The organism is Caloramator quimbayensis (assembly GCF_900167605.1).
GTDB lineage: Bacteria > Bacillota > Clostridia > Clostridiales > Caloramatoraceae > Caloramator_B > Caloramator_B quimbayensis.
Genome location: NZ_FUYH01000004.1, coordinates 102,717 through 125,288, shown reverse-complemented (window position 1 = coordinate 125,288; position 22,572 = coordinate 102,717). Strand labels below are relative to the sequence as shown.

Here is a 22,572-nt window from a genome sequence, read left to right as displayed (position 1 = left end):
CCCTCACTTTTCAAATTTTATAATAGAAGGATTTATATCATATTTTGTTTGAAGTATTTTAACTACCTCATCATCTCTATATTCATCATACTTTTGATTTCCCTCTCCAATGACTACTTTATCTACAGATTTTATTGAAGAGTTATCCTCTAAAATTTTAAGCTTTATTTGCTTTATATTAGCAAAACTGTATATGTCATCACTATTTCCTTTATCCAAAGCTATATCCGTTATGGAATATCTTTTTTTGGTTGAATTATATATTTCCTTCTCAATACTCTCTTTTAATTTTTCTTTAAATATTTGTTCAGTTTGAAGTTTTACTTTCCTTTGTACATCTATCTGATTAGAATTAGTAAAAACAGTATTATATTCATTTTGATAACTTAATATATATGTTTCAATATCGTTTTTTCTATCAAAAATTTTAAAAACAGGCGATAGTATCGTTACTATCACTATAAGTCCAGTTACAAATCTTGCATATTTTTTTATACTATTTTCAGGAAGAATAATATCAATAAATGCAAGGAATAATACTATAACTGTAACTGATAAAATATAACTTTTTAAAAATTCTAACATATAATCACCCTGCCATTACAATAAATCTTCCAGTTTGAGCTATAATAGTTATCATAATAAAAAACATAACTGCTACTGATAAAACGCATACGAATATCATTGTTATAGAATTTCCAACAGCGCTTAAACAATTTATAATTTTTTTATCAACTATAGGCTCCATAACTGCGCTGACAAATTTATAAATTAAAGCAACTATTATTATTTTAATCAAAGGAAAAATGCAGATAATAACCATTATTATAAGACCTGCTATGCTTACTGCGTCCTTTAATATCAATGAATAGCCAGCAACTGTTGTAACAGCATCAGACAAGCATTTTCCTACAACAGGTATAAAGTTATCAACAGCAAACTTTGCAGATTTTACTGCAACCTCATCAAAAGTTGAGCTGGCATGTGACCTTATAGTTACTACAGCAGTAAATATTGTCATAATAAATGCAAGTATCCAAAGATTTATCTGTTTAATTAAATCCGCAAGCTTTGAGATTTTTATCTCATCGCTTAAATTGTTAACGATATATAATATTGAAGTTATCATAGTCATTGGAATTATTAAGTCTCTTATGATATCGCTCGTAATTTTTATTGAAGACATCAAAATAGGATCAAGGGTTGCTGCTGACGAAAATCCTCCAACTGCTGCTAAAAGCACAATCAATGCCGGCATTAATGCATTGGTAAATTCAATCATGCTGTTTATTGCTTTCTTGCCAATGTCAATCGATACAGTAAAGCTTTTTATTATTATGATTACCATAATCAAAAAGCATACATAATAAGCTATTTTTGATATTCCATCGCTTTGAAAGGCATTTTGTATGTTTTGAAGTATTGCACATAATATGCCTATAATCAAAAGCTCAACAAATAGTCTTGAATTTGCAGTCACTTCATTAAATATATACTTCAAAAGACTTTGTAAAAATGTTTTTAAAGTTATACCTGTTGAACCTGTTTCCTTGTATGTACTAATCATTTTCGAAAAACTTATATCTGGCAGATAGTTTTCTTCTGCCTGTAATCTTTGTGAAAATGTTTCAAGCTTTGACATATCTAAAAGATTATTATCGTCTTTTGCATAAGCCTTAAAGTTTAATAAAAATAAAAATAAAAAGGTTAAAATAATATATTTTTTTTTCATAATTTTCACCTATGGCATTATTTTTAGAACCATGTCCATTACCGCCATCAATATTGGTATTGATAGGCTGATTATGAGTATCTTTCCTGCCATTTCTATCTTACCTGCAATAGATGTTTGTCCAGCATCTTTACAAATCTCTATTCCAAAGGAAGCAAGATATGCAATAGCAATTATTTTAAGCACTACATTGATGTATGTATATTCTATATTTACCTTTGCAGCTATCTGCTGAAGCGCTTGAATAACGATAGTAATTCTGCTTATCATAAGAAGGAATATAAGAATCCCTGCCGCAAGACTAATCTGCATTGCAATCTCAGGTTTCTCATCCTTAAGCATTACTATAATTACTGTTGAAATTATACCTATAATAAGTATTTGAATTATTTCCATTTAATCACCTTCTACAATTGAAAAAGGGTTTTAATACTATCAAAAAGTCTGCTGATAAGACCGATTACCATCATTAAAACAACAACTAATCCTGTTAATGTAACAAGAGTTGCCTGCTCATCCTTGCCCAGATTTTTTAGTATCTTGTCAAGCACAGCTATCAGTATGCCAACTGCAGCAATTTTAAATATAAGCCCCACATCCATTATTTTTCACCTCTTTTATATTAAAATTATTACTATCATTATTCCGCAGCAAACACCAAGATATTTATAAAGCCTTTCATTTTTCCTCTTAGATTCTTCTGCATTTTTTTCAAAATTTTTAAGCTTTTCAACTGTTATATTAAAATTCTTTTTCTGCGCTTCTAAATCCCCGCATCCGAGAGTCTGCATAAAAGCCTTTATTACTTCTGTCTCTTCTTTTTCAAAATATAAATCAGATTTAAAGGCATTTAATGCGCTGTCAAAAGCTTCTGAAATGCTCTGTACATTTCTGTCTTTTATAAGATTGCTCATATGATTGAAAATATTTTTTATAGTTTCAGTACAATTCAGTGAAACAAAGTAAAACGCATCTGCTACAGGTGTTGATTTGAAAACCACTTCTGATTCAAGAATATTAAGAGCATACTGCATATCCCTAATCTGCCTTACCCTTTCAGTAAATATCATCGCATACAAAAAACCAATAACAGAAGTTGATGCAACAACAATTATGCTTCCTAAAATTTTCAGCATAAAAACCCTCCTTTTTCTTAAGCTCTTAAAACTTTATTATCTTATCAATCGTTCCTGGCCCCCTTTTTCTGCTCAATATAACTACCCTTTCAAAGGCCTCATTCTCCATAAGACTTTTTATACCTGGTCTTTTTAAAACTTCATCCATATCTTTTCCATGAACAGTTGCAATTACTTTAACTCCTGAATTTATAGCTTCTTCAATAGCTTGAGCATCCTTTAAGCTTCCTATTTCATCAACTGCTATTATTTCAGGAGACATAGATCTTAAAAGCATAAAAATACCCTGTACTTTAGGGCATGCATCTATAACGTCTGTCCTAATGCCCACATCCTTTTGAGGTATTCCAAGATAGCACCCAGCAATCTCTGATCTTTCGTCTACAATACCAACCTTATATCCTCTTAAATTTATATCTGAACATCCACAGCTTAAAATCCTAATTATATCCCTTAAAAGAGTAGTCTTTCCGCACCCTGGTGGAGAAACTATAAGGGTATGCTTTACGCCATCACAGTAGAGCTCTTTTACGGCAGAAATTCCACATCCTTTAACTTCTCTTGCAACTCTTATATTCAAACTTGATATGTTCTTTACCGTTTTTATTCTGTTTTCTTCAAGCACAATCCTTCCCACTATTCCAACTCTATGACCGCCTTTTAATGTTAAAAAACCCTGTTTTAAATCTTCCTCAACTGCATATATAGAAAAATCGCTCATAAGCTGAAGCGTTCTTTCAATATCATTTCTTTCTACTATAAAAGATTTAATGTTATGTTTTTGTAGGCCCTGCTCACCTAAAAAAAAATCTTCACCACCCTTAAATATCATAAGCGGTTTATCTGCTCTCATTCTAATTTCTTCAATTCCACTCATGTCATTAATGCTTAGTCTTTCTATCATCAATGACACTCTCTGAGATAAAAGAGGCAGTATTTCTCTTTTTAGTGTTTCTAAAATACTTTTGTCATCCGTCATGGACATGTCCCCCTTTCTTAATATAATGTTTATTATGAGTCCATAAAATTTATAACAAAATATTATAAAATTAAATAAAAAAAACTTCCCGGTTTTTCGGGAAGTTAAAGACTTATTCATCTTTGCAATTGCAATTTTCGTCATCACAGCAACATCCAAAATGTATTGGTTCATTGCAGTTTGGACATATTATTTCTTCATCTTCGTCATCTTCGAACATTTCTTCATCAAGGTAAACTGTTTCATGGCAGTTAGGACATTCAACTTCTATATATCCGTCATCATCATCTTCATAGTCATAATCCTCGTCTTCATCTTCATATATATCGTCCTCAAGTCTTGCCAAATCTTGATCCATTGTATCAACGTATTCATCAAGTTCGTTCTGATTTTCTTCAAGTATTTCTATTGCCTCTGCCATTTCATCCATCGTTTCTATAATAGCCTTAAAAAGTTTTCCTTCTTTGCTGCTGTTATCGAGTTCAAGTCCTTCCATTAATCCTTTTAAGTATGCTACCTTTTCTTTAACGTTTTCCATCGTAACGCCTCCTTAAATAAAATAATATTGATTAACAGCAGATAACTAATACTGAAAACAACTGCTATCAATCAATATTAGTATGCATTATACACGTGACATATATTCTCCTGTTCTTGTGTCTATTCTTATAACGTCTCCAGTGTTTACAAATAAAGGCACCATAAATGTTGCTCCTGTTTCTACAGTAGCAGGCTTCATAACGTTAGTAGCTGTATCTCCTCTAAAACCAGGTTCTGTCTCAGTTACTGTAAGTTCAACGAAGTTTGGTGCTTCAACAGAGAATGCTTCTCCTTTATAGAATTTTATTATTGCAAACATATTTTCCTTAAGGTACTTTATAGCATCCTCAACCTTTTCATGGTTTAAAGGAACCTGATCATAGGTATCCATATCCATGAAATAGTATAAAGTTCCATCGTTATAAAGATACTGCATTTCCTTTCTTTCAATTATAGCTTCTGGGAACTTTTCTGTTGGGCTGAAAGTTTTTTCAACAACTGCTCCTGTAACAACATTTTTAAGTTTTGTTCTTACAAAGGCAGCTCCCTTTCCAGGTTTTACATGCATAAAATCAACTATTGTGTAAACTTGTCCATCCAATTCAAAAGTTACACCTTTTCTAAAATCTCCTGCTGAAATCATGAACATTATCCCTCCATTAGATATTATTTGCTATATATTAATATTTTAAACTTAATTATTATAAATTATTGATTTTTTCTTAAAAAATTATAGTTCTATTAACTCCTTTGAAGATTTGGATAAAACTTTATATCCATCTTCTGTTACAAGCACTAAATCTTCTATCCTTACTCCTCCATATTCAGGAATGTATATTCCCGGTTCATCAGTTACTACCATACCTTTTTCTAAAACAGCCTTACTAAAAGCGCTGAGCCTTGGCTGTTCATGAATTTCTCTTCCAACTCCATGGCCTAAACCATGACCGAATCTATCACCATAACCTTTATTTGAAATTATATCCCTTGCAATTTTATCTATTTCACAGCAAGCCATCTTAGGTTTAATCGCTTCAAGTGCTTCTTTATTCGCTTCAAGAACTATGTTATATATTTCTTTCTGCTTATCATCAGCTTTTCCTATAACGATTGTCCTTGTCATATCTGAACAATACCCCTCATAGATGCACCCAAAGTCGAGGGTTAAAAAATCTCCCTTTTCAATAACTTTATCCGATGCAACTCCATGAGGAAGGGATGACCTATTACCAGATGCTACTATAGAATCAAAAGAAAGCTTTGATGCACCCTTTTGTCTCATAAAAAATTCAAGTTCGAGAGCAACATCCTTTTCCGTCATATTAGGTTTTATAAAATTGAGAATATGTAAAAATGCATCATCTGCAATCTGTGCAGCCTTTGAAATAAGTTCTATTTCCTCTTCATCCTTTATTATTCTGAGATTTTCAACTGCACCGTTTAATTTTATTAACTCTATTCCTTCAAGAGTTTCTTTATATTTCTCATATTCTGAAAAGCTTATTCTATCTTCTTCAAATCCTATTCTTTTTATTTCATTATCTAAAACTATTTTCTTAATATATTCCTGTACTGAAGGAGGCTTATATTCTATTATTTCAAAGTTTTTTACTTGTTTTTTTGCCTGCTCCGTATACCTCGAATCAGTAATAAAAAAGGCCTTATTCTTTGTTATTATAGCAAAGCTCTCATCTCCAGTAAAACCTGTAAGATAATTTCTGTTAACATCGCTTATTATAAGCGCTGCATCTATACCTAATGTTTCGAACTGCTGTCTAAACCTTGCTATTCTCTTTTCAATCATTTACTGCACCTCCTTAAAAAGGCTTACATCTTTCATACACTAAAATAATAAATTTTGATTATAGCATAGTATATATACATAACAATAGTATTTTAGCAAATTTGTAGATATAATGCAAACTATAATTAAATTACCTATAAAATTCTATCTCTATAGAATTTTTAATACTTTTTCTATGATATTTTCTACAGCATTATCTATAGTTTTATCGTTAATAACTTTAAAATTGCAGTATTTTTCATATAAATTCTTTCTCTCATTATATAATTCAAATACCCTGTCAGGATTATTTTTCAAAAGAGGTCTTAAAGAACAGTCTATGTCTTTAATTATGTTTTGAAGAGGTCTATATAAATATATAATTATAGCTTTTGACAGCAATTCCATATTTTCATATCTTGTAACTGCTCCCCCTCCTGTAGAAATTACGCAGGGAGAGATTTTTGATATTTCTCTTAAAGCATCGGTTTCAATATCTCTAAAGTATTCTTCTCCTTTTAAAAAAAGTTCATCGATTGTTTTCTTAGTTTTATTCCGTATAAATTCGTCCACATCAAAAAATGGTACATCAAGTATAGATGAAAGCCTTCTTCCTACAGTTGTTTTCCCGCTTCCTGGCATACCTATTAATGCAATCTGATAATTTTTATTCATATTTAATACTTTCATATTGTGTGCCATTACCCCTCTCAACCTCACCATCATTAGTTAAAAAATAATATAATATATTAATATATGCGCTAAAACTCACATCTGATTTTTTAAATTGTACACTATCTATTTCGCATATCCTTTTATTTTCTTCAAAGCTCTTTATAAAATTGCAGATGTTTTCATAGCCTCCATTTAAAATAACCTCAACAGGAACAGCATAAAGCTTCATTTGCTTTATGCTGCTATATCTTATATCTTTTACCTCATAAGGCGTTTTAAAATCGATTCTAATCAAAGATAAGTTAAAGGAATCAGAAAAACTTTTTATATCGCTTATTGCTTTAAAACTTTCCTCTGACTTTGGAATACCAGTATAAAGTTTTATTGATTCCTCAGATTTATATTTATATTTATTATTTTCTATTTCTTTGATTTTCATATTTAAGTCTCTTATTTTATTCAAAAAAAATAAAAGATAATAAGCATAATATAAATATAATATCATAAAAGCTATCGCTGTAAAAAGCAGAAACTTTTCTCTTTTACTCAAATTCTTCATTTTTTCACCTTTTTAAATTAATATTTATATAAAACTTATATGTATTCTCAATGCTTTCCCAATCTATTCTTAAAGGCCGTACAGATTGGTTTTTAAAATTGTTTTCAAGCTCATTTATAAAATATTCTATTAAGCTGTAATCCTTAGTTTCACCCTCAATTAAAACAGACTTTTTATTATATTCAACTGAATTTATGTTCAAATCCTTTGGCGTGCACTTATAAATTCCATAAACAAAATTGTATGAATATATTTTTTTGTTTTTAAGATTGTTTAATATATCATTATAAAAATTAAACATGTTTTCATTATAATCATTTAAAGAAGTTTTGTATGTTTTTTCAATTTCTTCTTTTTTATTCTGCAAATTTTTATATTCAATATATGGAACATATAACATTATTAAAAGTATTACAGCCGAAATCAATAAAAGAATTGTTTTTTTTCTACTGTCATAGCTGAAATCCCTTTTTTCTATAACGATTCCATCTATAAAATTAACATTTTTCATAAAAACCTCCAAAGGCCTGTAGTATCATCTTAAAAGTATTCCAATATTGCTCGCAAATTCGAGTATATCGATATTGCAGCTTTCTTTAACAAATATATTATTTTTGAAGATTGTATCACTTTTATTTCTTTTTATATTTTTTAATGTTCTCTCCCTGCTTTCTTCTTTTGGCTCAATTATATCAGTTTTAACTCCTAAATCCTTAGAGACATCAACGCAAAAATCAACTATACTTTTGGGAACTGCAAAAGCTTTAATATTAAGTTTTTTGCTATGGTTTTCATAAAAAGAGTTTATAATTTTAAAATAAATATTATAATACTTAAAATACCTGCATAATTCTTTTTCTATTTCATAGTGAACGTTTTTTTCTATATACTTTTTATTCATATAAGGAATTACAATATATTTTTTAAATAAATCCTCATCCCTTAATACCCATCTAATAGCTATTGGATTTATTTTCTTTTCAGCAATATACTCTTTAACAATATTAGAAATATCGATTTTTGTTATATCATAATGTAATGATTTAATTTTAAAAGCCTCTACTATATTTAAGAAAAAAATTGTTTTTTTAGCATACATAACATCAATCGAGTCAAAATTAAAACAAATAGAAATAATATCCATCGAAAGCATAATGCCCTCCAATTTATTCAATATGTTTAACTGTTTTACTGATATTATAATTAAAACCCTTATAGCTTCCTGTTGAATCTACTAAATATTCTATAATGCTGTTTTGAGTTTTTGATGAAATTTTTACAACCGCCATGGATTCCCAATAAGCTTTTCTATCTAAAATTTCAACATTATTTTCATCTATGTTTATATAATAGGTTTTATTAAAGGATTTAGGGTAATTATATTCCTGCAGAGTTTTATAAGCAAATTCTATTCCTGCTTCAGCATTATATAAAGCCTGCTGCTTTATATAAATATTTGAACCTATTTTATAATCTATAACAGTTAAATCTATCATCTTAAAAGAAAAAAGCATCACCGGTATTAGAAGTATTATTATATAAATAGCTGCAAATCCTTTTTTAATCATATACATCACTTCTGTTTAATACATATGTTGTTTCAATTTTATTATTAGAATATATTTTTATAAAGTATAGATTTTGATTATCAGAAATCTTTATTATCTCAATTTTTGTAATTCCTGATGCTATTTGTTGAGAATCAGTGTCATATCTTAATATATTGTTTTTAATGTAAAATTTTTTGCCATCTATATAAATAGAATTATTTTCTATGTTTATAGAACCAGCTTTTACAATACTATCATAAAGAAAATCCATAGCTATTTTCATGTTTTCCTGTATATCAACATTATCTTCAATTTTCCAAACAAAGTTATTATAGTGAAACAAAAAATTCATAACATATACTGTTATTGATGATAAAACTATTATCATCAATAACACTTCTATCAAAGTAAAGCCCTTATTTTTCATAATCCACCACTTTAAACTATTTTAATATCATAAGAGAAATAAGCCTCTCCTTTCTATTCATAGAAAAAACATATACTTTTATTCCTGAGAAACCACTTTCCTCAATCTTTTTTAAAATTATACCGTATCTTTTTTTTTATAGTTTTTATCTATAAAAAAGTCTAAATCATTATTTGATACACCCTCCATCGGGGAGTTTAAAAATTCTTCGTAGGTTTCATAAACATCATTAACATAAAAAGCAGTATAATCATTGGGAATCACTACATTTCTGCCTTTATATATTTCACAAACAGACCTTGCTATATTAAAAGCTTCATCTCTTTCCTTCGTAATTCTATTTATTTCAATAGCTCTTATGTGAAGATTGGTCACACAAATAAGTATAATAGAAATTACAGAGGATATAATAACTGTTTCAATCAACATAAAGCCTTTTCTCATCTTTTCACCCTCATTATCCTTGTATACCCTATTGTCAGGGTTATTTCCTCTTCCCTTCCTGTTTCTTTATCTATTAAAACAATTCTGCAAGCAGGTTTTACATTCCCTTTAGAGTAAAAAATCAATCTGTTTTCAGAATCTCCCTGGCTAAAGGTGCTTTTTCCCCTGCTGATAAAAACATTAGGGGGAAGTTTTACTTGTTTTATTACCATTGACGGCTCTTCAATGTTAGAAGCGCTGTAAATAATATATTCACTATATTCCCCCTTCCCATTATCCTTTAAAAATAATACTCTTACAGTAGATTTATTTTTGCAAACTGCCGTCATCTTAGCATATCTAAGATCGTTTACAAGTTCCTCGCAGGAAATACTTAGCCTGTCTTTTTTAATATATGATTCAGCCCTTAAAGAGCACATTAAGCTTATCATTATTATTATAAATAAAATAAAAAGTGTTTCTATAAGAGTAAATCCTTTTTTAATATACATAAAATTTACCTCCAGCAGCCATCTATAATTAATACCCATAAAGGTATATTTTTATACTTAGATAAAAAATAAAAGCCCAATTATAACATCAGGCTTTTAAAATACCAGGCTATTATATTTTCTCCCCAGAATACAGTAATAATTGAAGCTAATGAAATAAAAGGCCCAAAGGGAATAAAATCCTTTCTTGATTTTATTTTTGTAAGGATTAATACTATTCCTGCAATCGCTCCTATTATAAAGGTTAAAAAGAGCATAACTATTGACAATTTAAATCCAAGATAAAGCCCGCATACGAGGCATATTTCTGCATCTCCCCATCCCATACCCTTTGTAAGCAATATAATTACAGCTATTATTCCTGCCGCAAAGGCTGCGCCAAGAAAATAATTTAATATTACTCCATAGCGATATAGTTCATATGATGCAAATAAAGCACCTGTAATCAGTCCTGATACAATTGTGCTAAAATATACATCAGTAGTTTTTAAATCTATCATACCAATCACTATTAAAATCGCAACAAAAACTGCATATTTAAAAAACTCAAAGGTTATTCCATATTTATGATATAAATTAGCAAAAACTAAAGCCGTAAATATTTCTATTAAAGGGTATTCAGCAGAGATTTTTGTATTGCAGAATCTGCATCTTCCCTTTAATGCAGCATAACTTAAAACTGGAATTAAATCATACCATTTTATTCTATTTCCGCAATTTGTACAATGGGACGGCGGATAAGAAATGGACTCATTATTAGGTATTCTGTATATGCATACGTTTAAAAAACTTCCAATAACAATCCCATAGATTATAACAAGTATAGTATTCATTTTTACTCCCTATCTCCCTTAAAAAAATATTTTATTTAAAATAAATTTTAAAACCATCATTATTTTAATTGCTCTGAGTATTTCTTTCATAATAGGCAGTTTTATTAGGATCCTGAATAAATCCTTTTAAATCCCCTACGGTTTCTACACCCCTTGGAAACTCCGAAGGCCAATTGTTTAAGTATTTTTTACTTTCGTCTCCTTCTGGTAAAAGCTTTGCTTTAACTTCATCGATAGTATCACTATCATAAATTAAATCTTCTGCCTCTACATTATAAAGTTCTATAGCCGTCATTATTGTTTTAGCGTCAGATAAAAACATAGCTTTTTTTGCGCTTTTGTTGTAATTTCCAATTCGAGGTACAACAATAGACATAATAATACCTAAAATTGCTATAACAGATAATACTTCAATAAGGGTGAAGCCTTTTCGTTTAATCTTCATACAAACTATCGCCTCCTACCCTTATTATTTCCATTTTTAACTTTTTAATTCACATTTATCCAATTACATCGTAAATCTGAAAAATAGGCATAATAATAGATATAACTATAAATCCAACAACGACCGATAAAAAAGCTATAACAAGAGGTTCAATAATCGATATAACCCTTTCAGATTGATTTTCCACTTCAATTTCATATATTTCAAAGCATTTTTTAAGCATTATATCGAGATTTCCTGATTCCTCGCCTATTTTAATAAGCTTTATTATGTTCTGAGGGACTATTTTTTGAGATGCGAGGGCATAGGAAATGCTGCTTCCTTCTTTTATTATATCAAGTGCTTTTGTAAGATGTCTTTTTATAATATTATCATCTATAGTTTCAATACATATATCTATGCTCTCTATTATAGATATACCGCTTGAAACAAGCATTGAAAAAGCTCTTACAAAGTTCAGCCATATTATGCTGCTGTATATTTTATTATAAAAGGGTAACATAAATTTTATTAAATTTAAATTTTTGCTATTTAAAAACATTTTTACTATAACAGACAAAACTACAAAAAATATTATTAATGTAATCTGCTTATCTCTTATAAAACTGCTAAAATAAATAATAATTCTTGTAGTTAAAGGAAAATCTTTTATATTAAATTGGTTAAATATAGTTATAAAAGAGGGTATAACCTTAAACAACAGTATATTTATCACTATAAATGCAAAAACTGCTACAAAAATTGGATATATCAATATTTGTCTTAGCTTTTGTTCTGATTTATATTTCCACTCAAAATATTCAGCCATTGACTCCATAATTTCATCAAGTTTTCCACAGTTTTCTCCAACTTTAATCATTTTAATTAAAATATCAGGTACCTTTTGGTTTATACATAGTGCACTTGATATGCTCATGCCTCTTTTAATATTTTTAATTACATCTTCAAAATAATCTTTATATAATTTTGAACTCATACCCTCTTTAATGATTTGAAAGGCTTGTATTATATTAACACCAGAACTGTTAAATAAATAAATCTGCCTGCAGAGCATAAAAAGTTCTTTATTGTTTATTTTAGCAGGAGTAAAAAAATCAGATATATTTTTACTGCAGTTTTTAATAAAGCAGGGATAATAGCCATATTCCCTGATTATCCCTATTGCACTCTTTTCATCCTCTGCAATTACTTCCCCGCTTATCGTATCCCCGTTTATACTTTTTGCTCTGTATTTATAAACAGGCATAAACTACACCTTCTTAAAAGTTAATTAGCCTTTCCATAATATCCTTATCTACACAATAGGTAATAGCATCATCGTAGGTAATTATGCCTTTTTTATAAAGTTCGACTAAAGACATATCCATGGTTTTCATGCCATACTTTCCTCCAGTTTGAACTGCAGAATCTATTTGATGTGTTTTCCCTTCCCTTATAAGATTCCTAATAGCAGGTGTTGCAACCATAATCTCGAAGGCACATGTTCTTCCCTGTCCGTTTGCTTTAGGAATCAGCTGCTGTGATATAATACCCTCAAGCACTGAAGACAGCTGAACTTTAATTTGCTGCTGCTGATGAGGTGGAAATACATCAACAATTCTATCTATTGTCTTTGAAGCTCCTATAGTATGAAGAGTTGACATTACAAGGTGTCCTGTTTCAGCAGCAGTTATAGCAATAGAAATTGTTTCAAGGTCCCTCATTTCCCCAACGAGAATAACATCTGGATCTTCTCTTAATGCTGCTCTTAAGGCAGCAGAATAGCTCATAGTATCATGGCCTATTTCTCGTTGGTTTACAATACTTTTCTTATGTTTATGCAAATACTCTATTGGATCTTCAAGAGTTATTATATGGCCATTTGTTGTATTGTTTATCTCATTTATCATAGCTGCAAGAGTAGTAGACTTTCCACTCCCTGTAGGCCCAGTAACAAGTATTAAACCTCTATTTTTTTTGCACAGGCTTTTGACTACCTGAGGCATTTCAAGTTTTTCTAATGTAGGCATTTGAAGCGCTACAGTTCTAAGAGCCATTGCATCGCTTCCTCTTTGCCTGAAAATATTTACCCTGAATCTCCCTTTCCCTTGAATAGAATATGAAAGATCCATCTCGCCTTCTGATAAATATTTTTCATATTGTTCTTTATTAAGAATACATTTTGTATACTCCTCTGTATCCTTTGGAGATAATTTTTCATTTCCATAGGGCATCAAGCTTCCATTTATTCTCATAGTAGGCGGTATTCCAACCGTGATATGTAAATCTGAAGCATTAAGTTCTACTGCTTTATAAAGCAATTCTTCAAATGGTATCATTTTTGACCTCCTCTACTCTTCCTTATTAACTATTCTTAAATATTCATCTATAGTAGTTAAACCATGCAAAACCATATCTTTGCATGAATTTTCAAGAGTTACCATCCCTCTGTCAACGCACAATTTTTTTAAATCGTTTATGTTTTTACATGTAATAATAGCTTCTCTTATTTCATTTGATATTTCTAAAACTTCAAAAACACCTGTTCTGTCTTTGTATCCTGTATAATTACATTTAGCACATCCTCTTCCTCTATACAGCTTCGCTTTCTCATTCATTTCTATTCCTAACATATATTTTTCATAATTCCCTGCTTCATATTCTTCTTGGCAATAGGGGCATATTTTCCTTACAAGCCTTTGAGAAACTATTCCTGATATCGAAGCTGCAATAAGATAGGGCTCTATACCCATATCTATCAGCCTAATTATTGTTGATACACAATTATAGGTATGAAGTGTGCTTAAAACAAGGTGTCCCGTAATAGCTGCCCTTACAGCAATTTCAGCAGTTTCAGAGTCTCTTATCTCTCCAATCATAATAACATCAGGATCCTGCCTGAGTATAGCTCTTAATATGCTTGTAAATGTTAATCCTGACTTTACATTTATATTTACTTGATTAACTCCATCTATCATATATTCAACGGGGTCTTCTACTGTAACAATATTTTTATCGTCTAAATTAATTTCTTTAATTAGAGTATAAAGAGTAGTTGTTTTTCCGCTTCCTGTAGGTCCAGTTATAAAAAGCATCCCATTACTGCTTCTTAAAATCTTATCGATTATCTTTATTTCAGTCTTTTTTAATCCAAGCTGTCCTTTATCTATAATAACATTGTTTCTATTTAATATTCTTATTACTATTTTTTCTCCGAAAATGCTCGGCAGGGTTGATACTCTAAAGTCAAATTCATTATCATCTATCTTTTCTATTATTCTTCCATCTTTAGGTAATCTCTTCTCTGCTATATCTATATTTGCAATTACTTTTATTCTAAGAGCTAAAGATTCATATATTTCAAAGGGAAATCTTTTATATTCGTAAAGGTGTCCATCTATTCTAAACCTGATTTTCACGTATTTTTCAAAGGGCTCTATATGTATATCGCTTGATTTTCTTTTTACTGCCTCAATTATAATATTATCAACAATTTTTACTGCAGATATATTTTTTATATCCACTAAATTCATATCAGCATTTGAGCTTTCAATATTGCTCATAGATTATCACCCAAGCTTTTAAATTTTATAGTTTAAAGATATATTTTTTCTTTAATTAATTCAAATATAATATCAATTTGATTTTTGTCAATTGCTATATTATTCCATATTTCTTGGGAAATAACCGCCTGAGCTACAAGCATATAAAGCCCATTAAATGCTTTTAATCCAAGTTCTTCTGCATCTTTTAAAAAAAGAGTTTTATAAGGGTTATAAATTAAATCGATAGCAGCTGAAAAATTTTTAATTATCTCCCTGTCAGCAGGAGAAGAATCAATATTAGGAAACATACCAACAGGTGTACAGTTTATAATGTAATCCATATTTTTTAAACCCTTTAAATAATCATATGAAAGGATTTCTGCTATAGGAGGCCATTTCCCTGTTTTGGCTTTATATGCGTTTCTGCTTGCTATATAAATTTTATCTATTCCTTTATTTAAAAGAGAAAAAACAACTGCCCTTGCAGCGCCTCCTGTTCCTAAAATTAAAGCTTTTTTGCCTTTTATATTCAAATCATATTTGTCAAGCATCAGGCTGAATCCGTAGTAATCCGTATTAAAACCTTTTGTTTTACCATTTTCAAATAATATAGTGTTTATAGAACCAATATTTTTTACTTCTTCGCTCAATTCATCAATATACTTTAATGCAGTAATTTTATATGGTACAGTTACATTTAACCCCCTAATTGAAGAAGTTTTAAATCTTTTAATACTATCCTCTAATTTATACTCTTCAATCTCAAACAATTCATATCTTCCATCTATATTAAGTCTTTTTAGTATTTCCTCATGTATAACGGGGGAAATGCTGTGAGTTAATTTATATCCAAGCAATCCATACAGATTATCCTTCACTCTCTACATTCTCCTTTTGATATTCTAATTTTGATTTTATACTTCCTTCGATTTTCCTTAAAAGCTTAGTTGTTATAAATTCATTATTCGAAATAGGATCAACAAGAATAGTATAAATGCAGCACCTGTTTCCACCTAAAATATCAGTGAATATCTGATCTCCAATAACACATGTATCCTTTGGGGAGCCCATAAGTTTTTTCATAGCACCTTTAAACATTATTTTCATAGGCTTAATTCCAAAGGAATAAAATTCAACATCCATATTATCCTTAAATAATTTAACCCTGTGCTTTGAGCTGTTTGACAGTAAGCATATATTGAATCCATCATCTCTTAAGCTTTTTATTAAATTTTTAACTTTTTCATCGGCTATTCTGCATCCCCAAGGCATTAAGGTATTGTCGATATCTATTATAAGATTCTTTATACCTTTACTTTTCAGTTTTTTAAAATCAATTGTATAAATACTTTTGAAATAATAATCAGGTAAATATCTTTTTTTCATGATTCCCTCGACTTACTTTTCTATAAATCTTCTTACATTATTATATTATACATAAATTAAACATCATTTCCAACACATACATCAATTTATCGTTAATAAAAAAGAAGCAGAATTTCTGCTTCAAATCCTTTACAAAATTATTAAAATAAAACTAATTTATAGTTTCAAATCTAACATTTCATCTCTTTTGCAAGTTTTTTTAATGCCTTTTTCTCTATCCTCGATACATATGATCTTGATATTCCAAGAAGTGCTGCAATCTCCCTTTGAGTCTGAGGTTCGCCTGTAAGCCCATACCTCAACTGTATGATAAGTTTCTCTTTACCTTCAAGAATCTTTTCTATGAGGTTATATAATTTTTTTATAGATACTTTATTCTCAACCTCATCAAGCACCGCATCGCTGTCTGTTCCAAGTACATCCATAAGGCATATTTCATTGCCTTCCTTATCAACTCCAATAGGATCTTGAAGATAAACTTCTGACTTTATTTTTTTGTTAGCTCTAACATACATTAATATTTCGTTTTCAATACATTTTGCAGCATAGGTTGCAAGTCTGTTGCCCTTATTGTAATCAAAGCTTTCAATAGCTTTAATAAGTCCTACGGTACCTATAGATATCAAATCGTCAGCATCCCTGCCTTGAGGACTGAACTTTTTAATAATATGGGCAACAAGTCTCAAGTTCCTTGTTATAAGCTCATTTTTAGCGCTTTCATCGCCAGATTTATATAAGAAAAACAGCTTTCTTTCTTCTTCTTCAGTAAGTGGATAGGGAAAAGAGCTGCTTCCTGCTACATAACCTATAAATGGAACATTGCAGCTGCAGAGATTAAAAAACATATCCAACAACAAATTTTCACCCCCGGTAGAATTTCTATGTAACTTCTACAGCTACCTGAAGGTTTTGGATATGTTTATATTTTAAAAGATTTTGAGTTGTAATATTATTTTATCATATTTTGGTACAAAAATAAATATATTCCAAAATTAATTTTTATTCTGCTTTGAAGCAGCTATCTCTTTAACCTTTGCTATCATAATGTCAATAGCTACTTTATTATATCCTCCCTCTGGGATAATAATATCTGCATATCTTTTTGTTGGTTCAACAAACTGGAGATGCATAGGTCTTACAATACTTATATACTGGTCAATCACTGAATCTAAAGTTCTTTTTCTTTCCTTTATATCCCTTTGTATTCTCCTTACTATTCTCACATCAGCATCAGTATCAACAAATATCTTTATGTCAAGCATCTTTCTTATTTCAGGCTCAGCAAGTATTAAAATTCCTTCAAGTATTATAATATCCTTAGGTTCGACCTTTATAGTTTCTTTTACTCTGTTGTGTATTCCAAAATCATAAATTGGCTTGTCTATAGACTTTCCATCGCTAAGCTGTTTTAAATGGCTTAATAAAAGTTCAGTATCGAAGGCATCAGGATGATCATAATTCGTTTTTACTCTTTCTTCAAAGGACAAATGGCTTTGATCCTTATAATAGGAATCCTGCTCAATAATGCATATCTGTTCCTCAGGAAGTCCTTTATAAATTTCCTGAGCTACTGTACTCTTTCCAGAACCCGTTCCCCCTGTAATTCCAATAAGTATAGGTTTACTCATTCATATCCCCCTTTTCTTTTACAAGCATATCAAATGGCTTCAGTGGTACTTCTGATTTTATTTTATATATCATCTGAGGATGAGGAGTAGCTTCTATTTCATTTCCTTCTTCATCCCAAATAACATTTAGTTTTATGCTGAAATTATCACCCTTTGGAGTTAAAATTTCAACTTCATCGCCTTTAAATATCCTGTTTCTCTGCTCAACAACTGCAATATTTGACGATTCATCATAATCTAAAACTATTCCTGCAATATCATGAGTTCTTATATATGAAGATGTACTAAATATCTGTTTTTTAGGTTTCCCAAAATAAAATCCTGTTGAGAATTCTCTATGGCTCGCCTTTGAAACTTCTTCAAGCCATTTGGGGTTAAATTCATAATTTTGCTTATCCCTAAGATAAGCATCTATTGCCTGCCTATAAGCTTTTGTAACTGTTGCAACATAATATGAACTTTTCATTCTTCCTTCTATCTTTAAGCTATAAATCCCACTCTCTACTATCTCTGGTATATGCTGTATCATACATAAATCCTGAGAGTTCATAATATATGTTCCTCTCTCATCTTCAAATACAGGAAAATATTCTCCCGGTCTTTTTTCCTCCACGAGATAATATTTATATCTGCAGGGATGAGCGCACATTCCTCTATTTGCATCTCTTCCTGTCATATAATTTGAAAGCAGGCATCTTCCAGAGTAGGATATGCACATAGCACCATGAACAAAAGCCTCAAGCTCTAAATCCATTGGTACTTTTTCCCTCATCTGCTTTATTTCCTTCAAAGACATCTCCCTTGCAAGTACAACCCTTTTTGCTCCAAGCTTATACCAAAATTCTGCAGTTTTATAATTCACATTGTTTGCCTGAGTGCTTATGTGTATTTCAAGTTCTGGTGCAACTTCCTTAACTATAGAAAATACTCCTAAGTCAGATATTATTACTGCATCAACCCCTATATCTCTAAGGTATTTAATATACTCAGGCATTCCTTTTAAATCATCATTATGAGGGAAAATATTTAAAGTTACATAAACTTTAACTCCCCTGTCATGGGCAAATTTAAGAGCTTCAATCATAGTTTTTCTGTCAAAGTTGTCAGCCATAGCTCTAAGGCTGTAGGCCTCTCCACCTATATATACAGCATCAGCACCATATATAACAGCAGTCTTTAATTTTTCAAGATTACCTGCAGGAGCTAAAAGCTCTATTTTACTCATTATATACCTCCGTTACAAAAAACTTATAAAACTTTATAAAGTTTATGTTTCCTTCCTTGTTCATCGTGTCCACTTTCGGATAAACCTACTCATGTTTGTTTGACACTCCAAAGGCTTAAATTCCCCACTAACGTATGGGTACATATCAATAGCTAACGTTTTATGCTATGCTATTGATTTGCCGTAGTTTTTAAGATTTATACTTGCATTTAAGTCTCTGTCTATCACATATCCACATTTATCACATACAAAAACTCTTTCTGATAATGATAGATTATCCTTTACACTGCCACATCTACTGCAAGTTTTGCTTGAAGGGTAAAATCTGTCTGCAAGTATAAACTTAATTCCACTTAATTCACATTTATATTCCATCTGCCTTTTAAACTCGTAGAAAGCTTGTTCTTGTACTGACTTTGATAACTTTCTATTTTTTAACATTCCACAAGTATTTAAGCTTTCCATTACTACATACTCTGGTTTGGTTCTCACCAAAGATGCAGTTATCTTATGAATATAATCGTGCCTTATATTTTTAAGCCTTCTTTGTGTCTTTAAAACAAGAAGCTCTAACTTTTTAATGTTTTTAGTCTTTCTGTAACGGTATCCACCTCCTTCTGTTTGAATTTTATTTAGTTCATATTTTTTAGATAGTTTCCTTTGCAGTCTTTTAAGCCTCTTTTCAAGTTTCTTTAATTTGCTTGACTTGTTTATATTCTTAAACTTCTGTCCTGTACTAACTATAGCTAAATCCTTTACTCCTAAGTCTATTCCTATACCTTCTGAACATTGAATGTTATCTTGCTTTGAATTTTCTTCTACTCCTATTGATAACCACCAATTAAGTCCATCAAAAGTTATGCGTGGATTAGAGTATTTTATATTTTTACCTATCGGTATTCTTCCTGTTTCACCCAATTTAACCCAATTCAACTTTTGTTTGTTTTTCTTTCTGGATGTAGTTAATTTCTCTAATTTTATATGAGTATCTGTTATAACAACTTTGTCTGTATCTTGATAACAACTTTGTTTACTTTTTTTCTTAGATTTAAACTTGGGGAATTTAGCACGACCTTCAAAGAAATTTTTATATGCAATGCAAGCATCTTTTATTGCTTGCTTTGTTATGTTGTTTGAATAGTCATTAAGCCATTTATATTTTTCTTCCTGTTTAAGTTCTGTTAATCTTTTTCTCAATACCTTGTCATCTAAGAATTTGCCACCGTTTTTATAATTAATCTGCTGCTGTTCTAAAGCCCAGTTATATGCCCACCTTGCAACGCCTGCACATTCAAACAGTTTTGTCTTTTGCTTATTATTAGGTAAAAGCATTACTTTATAGGTTTTAATCATCTTGAGTCAACTCCATATTAAATTATAACTTCTTATAATTTTTTATTAACTGTTGTCAACCTCCAACTTGCAGCATAGGGCGATTCCATCTCCAATTGGGAGAACTACGGTTTCAAGCTCTGGCATATTAGATATGTGAGATAAATATTTTCTCATCCTCTTTACGATAGTAATTTTTCTTCTTATAAGAAGCTTATTAGTTGCAATCATTCCCCTGAAAAGAACATTATCGCACACTAAAAGCCCCTTTATTTTTAAATGTTTTAAGCATAATGGAAGAAATTTATCGTAGTGCCCCTTTGCAGCATCTAAAAAAATCAAATCGAATTCCCCTTCAATATCCTGTAAAACTTCAAGAGCATCTCCTTTAAGGACTTTAACATTATCCTCCATTTTCAGCGTTTTTATATTTTCAATTGCCTTATTATACATTTCATCGTCTCTTTCTATAGAAACAACTTCACATCCTTCACCGCAGGCTTGTGCCATAATAAGTGCCGAATAACCTATAGCTGTGCCTACTTCAAGAATTCTTTTTACGTTATGTGATTTTATAAGCACTCTTAAAAATTGTGCAACCTCAGGATGAATTATTGGAACATCATTTTCCTTAGCATAATCTTCCATCATCTTTATATGACCGCTTTTTTGGGGTATAAGCCCTCTTATATATTCTTCAATATAATCATGTGCAATATTGCTCATTTTATCCTCCGAATACAAAATTAATACATGGAATAGCTTTGCTATCTTCCATGTATTAAATATCTTTTACAAAAAGTTTTGTTTTAATTCTTAGTTGTTTTAAGCATATTTTTATATTTTAGAAATTCGTTATAATTATTTGTAAAGTAATGACTCCCGTCTCCCTTTGAGACAAAATAGATATAATCAGCATTTGCAGGTTTTAGTGCAGCCTCAATCGACCTTTTGCCAGGGCTGCAGATAGGACCTTTAGGAAGTCCTGAATATTTATAAGTATTATAAGGAGATTCCACTTGAAGATCTTTATAATACAAGGTACTTTTATGAGTTCCTAAAGCATATTGTACCGTTGCACAGGATTCAAGCTTCATGTTTTTATTGAGCCTGTTATAAAACACCTTTGAAATTATAGGCCTTTCACTATCAATTTTTGCCTCTTCTTCAACTATTGAAGCCATTATTATTATTTCATCAGAAGAATAACTCTGGCTATTTATTTGTGGTACAATAACTGATTCATAAATATCATTAAATCTTGAAAGCATTTTATCTATTATATCATGACTGCTTATTCCCTTTTTAAATTCATAGGTATCGGGAAACAAATACCCTTCAAGCCTCGATTTCCTATCTTTAGGTATTGCTTTTAAAAATTGATAATTAAAATTTCCATTTTGACATTCATTAATAAAGGAGTCTATATCATTTATTAGGCCCTCTTTATTTAGTCTTTCTGCAATTTCTTTAACAGTAAAACCCTCAGGTATAGTAACATATACTATATCAGGGTCTTTATCAATTCTACCATTAAGCACCTTATCAAGTATCTGTGATGGGGTCATAGATGTATTTAATATATATATACCCTGTTTTAAATCCTTTCCAATGTTTTTATTTTTAGCATACACATTAGCAAAGAACTGATTTTTAATTATTTTATTTCTAAGCATTTTATTAATAACTGTTTTTCTGTTTTCTCCTCTATCAACACGGAAAATTATCTGCTTGTTTTCCTTTGAAATTGGAGAATATATATAATTTTTATAGCTTAGATATGAAACAATTATTATACCTAATATTAAAATAAATAGTAAATACAGTATCTTATAATTTCTCTTTTTGTAATACATTTCCCCACCACTTTCCCATTTACTATT

The 22,572-nt window shown here is 30.2% G+C and carries 30 protein-coding genes; all 30 read right to left on the bottom strand.

The genetic code is table 11. The features are described from left to right. Nucleotides 1–3: 3 nt before the first annotated feature. Entirely contained in the window at nucleotides 4–585 is a 582-nt protein-coding gene (spoIIIAF, locus tag B5D15_RS03715; protein ID WP_078695767.1) for a stage III sporulation protein AF, read from the bottom strand. Between the two features lie 4 nt (nucleotides 586–589). Then, complete coding sequence (spoIIIAE, locus tag B5D15_RS03710) at nucleotides 590–1,732, bottom strand: stage III sporulation protein AE (protein WP_078695766.1); 1,143 nt, start codon at nucleotides 1,730–1,732, stop codon at nucleotides 590–592. Nucleotides 1,733–1,741: 9 nt separating this feature from the next. Further along, on the bottom strand, nucleotides 1,742–2,128 hold the full coding sequence (gene spoIIIAD, locus B5D15_RS03705) for a stage III sporulation protein AD (RefSeq protein ID WP_078695765.1): 387 nt from the start codon (nucleotides 2,126–2,128) through the stop codon (nucleotides 1,742–1,744). Between the two features lie 11 nt (nucleotides 2,129–2,139). Further along, on the bottom strand, nucleotides 2,140–2,334 hold the full coding sequence (gene spoIIIAC / locus B5D15_RS03700) for a stage III sporulation protein AC (protein ID WP_078695764.1): 195 nt from the start codon (nucleotides 2,332–2,334) through the stop codon (nucleotides 2,140–2,142). Nucleotides 2,335–2,349: 15 nt separating this feature from the next. Next, on the bottom strand, nucleotides 2,350–2,868 hold the full coding sequence (gene spoIIIAB, locus B5D15_RS03695; RefSeq protein WP_078695763.1) for a stage III sporulation protein SpoIIIAB: 519 nt from the start codon (nucleotides 2,866–2,868) through the stop codon (nucleotides 2,350–2,352). 25 nt (nucleotides 2,869–2,893) lie between these two features. Beyond that, nucleotides 2,894–3,847 (bottom strand): stage III sporulation protein AA, encoded by a 954-nt coding sequence (spoIIIAA, locus tag B5D15_RS03690; RefSeq protein WP_078695762.1) that lies wholly within the window; start codon nucleotides 3,845–3,847, stop codon nucleotides 2,894–2,896. Nucleotides 3,848–3,959: 112 nt separating this feature from the next. Further along, complete coding sequence (locus tag B5D15_RS03685) at nucleotides 3,960–4,385, bottom strand: CD1247 N-terminal domain-containing protein (RefSeq protein WP_078695761.1); 426 nt, start codon at nucleotides 4,383–4,385, stop codon at nucleotides 3,960–3,962. A gap of 87 nt (nucleotides 4,386–4,472) precedes the next feature. Next, nucleotides 4,473–5,030 (bottom strand): elongation factor P, encoded by a 558-nt coding sequence (gene efp / locus B5D15_RS03680; RefSeq protein ID WP_078695760.1) that lies wholly within the window; start codon nucleotides 5,028–5,030, stop codon nucleotides 4,473–4,475. A gap of 87 nt (nucleotides 5,031–5,117) precedes the next feature. Continuing rightward, on the bottom strand, nucleotides 5,118–6,191 hold the full coding sequence (locus B5D15_RS03675) for a M24 family metallopeptidase (protein WP_078695759.1): 1,074 nt from the start codon (nucleotides 6,189–6,191) through the stop codon (nucleotides 5,118–5,120). A 150-nt stretch (nucleotides 6,192–6,341) separates the two neighbouring features. Further along, nucleotides 6,342–6,860, bottom strand: a complete 519-nt coding sequence (locus tag B5D15_RS03670; RefSeq protein ID WP_078695758.1) for a shikimate kinase — start codon at nucleotides 6,858–6,860, stop codon at nucleotides 6,342–6,344. Further along, nucleotides 6,838–7,404 carry a type 4a pilus biogenesis protein PilO gene (gene pilO, locus B5D15_RS03665; RefSeq protein WP_078695757.1) on the bottom strand — a complete coding sequence of 189 codons (567 nt, stop codon included), beginning with the start codon at nucleotides 7,402–7,404 and terminating at the stop codon, nucleotides 6,838–6,840. Before pilO ends, B5D15_RS03670 begins: the two co-directional genes overlap by 23 nt. Nucleotides 7,405–7,408: 4 nt before the next feature. After that, nucleotides 7,409–7,915: a hypothetical protein gene (locus B5D15_RS03660; protein ID WP_078695756.1), complete on the bottom strand. Its 507-nt coding sequence runs from the start codon at nucleotides 7,913–7,915 to the stop codon at nucleotides 7,409–7,411. 24 nt (nucleotides 7,916–7,939) lie between these two features. Beyond that, the gene (locus B5D15_RS03655) at nucleotides 7,940–8,557 is read right to left on the bottom strand and encodes a hypothetical protein (protein ID WP_078695755.1); all 618 of its coding nucleotides are present in this window, start codon (nucleotides 8,555–8,557) and stop codon (nucleotides 7,940–7,942) included. A 13-nt stretch (nucleotides 8,558–8,570) separates the two neighbouring features. Beyond that, nucleotides 8,571–8,972, bottom strand: a complete 402-nt coding sequence (locus B5D15_RS03650) for a hypothetical protein (RefSeq protein WP_078695754.1) — start codon at nucleotides 8,970–8,972, stop codon at nucleotides 8,571–8,573. Beyond that, nucleotides 8,965–9,381, bottom strand: coding sequence for a PilW family protein (locus B5D15_RS03645; protein ID WP_078695753.1), 417 nt, complete (start codon nucleotides 9,379–9,381; stop codon nucleotides 8,965–8,967). The genes B5D15_RS03650 and B5D15_RS03645 overlap by 8 nt, the downstream gene beginning before the upstream one ends. A 117-nt stretch (nucleotides 9,382–9,498) precedes the next feature. Next, on the bottom strand, nucleotides 9,499–9,825 hold the full coding sequence (locus B5D15_RS03640) for a hypothetical protein (protein ID WP_078695752.1): 327 nt from the start codon (nucleotides 9,823–9,825) through the stop codon (nucleotides 9,499–9,501). Then, nucleotides 9,822–10,316 carry a hypothetical protein gene (locus B5D15_RS03635; RefSeq protein WP_078695751.1) on the bottom strand — a complete coding sequence of 165 codons (495 nt, stop codon included), beginning with the start codon at nucleotides 10,314–10,316 and terminating at the stop codon, nucleotides 9,822–9,824. Before B5D15_RS03635 ends, B5D15_RS03640 begins: the two co-directional genes overlap by 4 nt. An 80-nt stretch (nucleotides 10,317–10,396) precedes the next feature. After that, on the bottom strand, nucleotides 10,397–11,149 hold the full coding sequence (locus B5D15_RS03630; protein WP_078695750.1) for a prepilin peptidase: 753 nt from the start codon (nucleotides 11,147–11,149) through the stop codon (nucleotides 10,397–10,399). A 64-nt stretch (nucleotides 11,150–11,213) separates the two neighbouring features. Next, nucleotides 11,214–11,594, bottom strand: coding sequence for a type II secretion system protein (locus B5D15_RS03625; RefSeq protein WP_078695749.1), 381 nt, complete (start codon nucleotides 11,592–11,594; stop codon nucleotides 11,214–11,216). Between the two features lie 55 nt (nucleotides 11,595–11,649). Beyond that, nucleotides 11,650–12,840, bottom strand: coding sequence for a type II secretion system F family protein (locus tag B5D15_RS03620; RefSeq protein ID WP_078695748.1), 1,191 nt, complete (start codon nucleotides 12,838–12,840; stop codon nucleotides 11,650–11,652). A gap of 13 nt (nucleotides 12,841–12,853) precedes the next feature. After that, nucleotides 12,854–13,912: a type IV pilus twitching motility protein PilT gene (locus B5D15_RS03615; RefSeq protein ID WP_078695747.1), complete on the bottom strand. Its 1,059-nt coding sequence runs from the start codon at nucleotides 13,910–13,912 to the stop codon at nucleotides 12,854–12,856. 12 nt (nucleotides 13,913–13,924) lie between these two features. Further along, nucleotides 13,925–15,136 (bottom strand): GspE/PulE family protein, encoded by a 1,212-nt coding sequence (locus B5D15_RS03610; protein ID WP_078695746.1) that lies wholly within the window; start codon nucleotides 15,134–15,136, stop codon nucleotides 13,925–13,927. A 32-nt stretch (nucleotides 15,137–15,168) separates the two neighbouring features. After that, nucleotides 15,169–15,996, bottom strand: a complete 828-nt coding sequence (gene aroE, locus B5D15_RS03605) for a shikimate dehydrogenase (protein WP_078695745.1) — start codon at nucleotides 15,994–15,996, stop codon at nucleotides 15,169–15,171. Further along, a complete protein-coding gene (locus B5D15_RS03600; protein WP_078695744.1) occupies nucleotides 15,986–16,504 on the bottom strand; it encodes a YqeG family HAD IIIA-type phosphatase in 519 nt (172 codons plus the stop codon). Before B5D15_RS03600 ends, aroE begins: the two co-directional genes overlap by 11 nt. Before the next feature lie 170 nt (nucleotides 16,505–16,674). Further along, nucleotides 16,675–17,349, bottom strand: coding sequence for an RNA polymerase sporulation sigma factor SigK (gene sigK / locus B5D15_RS03595; RefSeq protein ID WP_078695825.1), 675 nt, complete (start codon nucleotides 17,347–17,349; stop codon nucleotides 16,675–16,677). A 147-nt stretch (nucleotides 17,350–17,496) separates the two neighbouring features. Continuing rightward, nucleotides 17,497–18,132: a uridine kinase gene (gene udk / locus B5D15_RS03590; RefSeq protein ID WP_078695743.1), complete on the bottom strand. Its 636-nt coding sequence runs from the start codon at nucleotides 18,130–18,132 to the stop codon at nucleotides 17,497–17,499. Further along, complete coding sequence (locus B5D15_RS03585) at nucleotides 18,125–19,357, bottom strand: peptidase U32 family protein (RefSeq protein WP_078695742.1); 1,233 nt, start codon at nucleotides 19,355–19,357, stop codon at nucleotides 18,125–18,127. The genes udk and B5D15_RS03585 overlap by 8 nt, the downstream gene beginning before the upstream one ends. A gap of 165 nt (nucleotides 19,358–19,522) precedes the next feature. After that, nucleotides 19,523–20,710 (bottom strand): RNA-guided endonuclease InsQ/TnpB family protein, encoded by a 1,188-nt coding sequence (locus tag B5D15_RS03580; protein WP_078695741.1) that lies wholly within the window; start codon nucleotides 20,708–20,710, stop codon nucleotides 19,523–19,525. Between the two features lie 45 nt (nucleotides 20,711–20,755). Beyond that, nucleotides 20,756–21,415, bottom strand: coding sequence for an O-methyltransferase (locus tag B5D15_RS03575; protein ID WP_078695740.1), 660 nt, complete (start codon nucleotides 21,413–21,415; stop codon nucleotides 20,756–20,758). An 83-nt stretch (nucleotides 21,416–21,498) separates the two neighbouring features. Then, nucleotides 21,499–22,545: an endolytic transglycosylase MltG gene (mltG, locus tag B5D15_RS03570; protein ID WP_078695739.1), complete on the bottom strand. Its 1,047-nt coding sequence runs from the start codon at nucleotides 22,543–22,545 to the stop codon at nucleotides 21,499–21,501. Nucleotides 22,546–22,572: the final 27 nt, after the last annotated feature.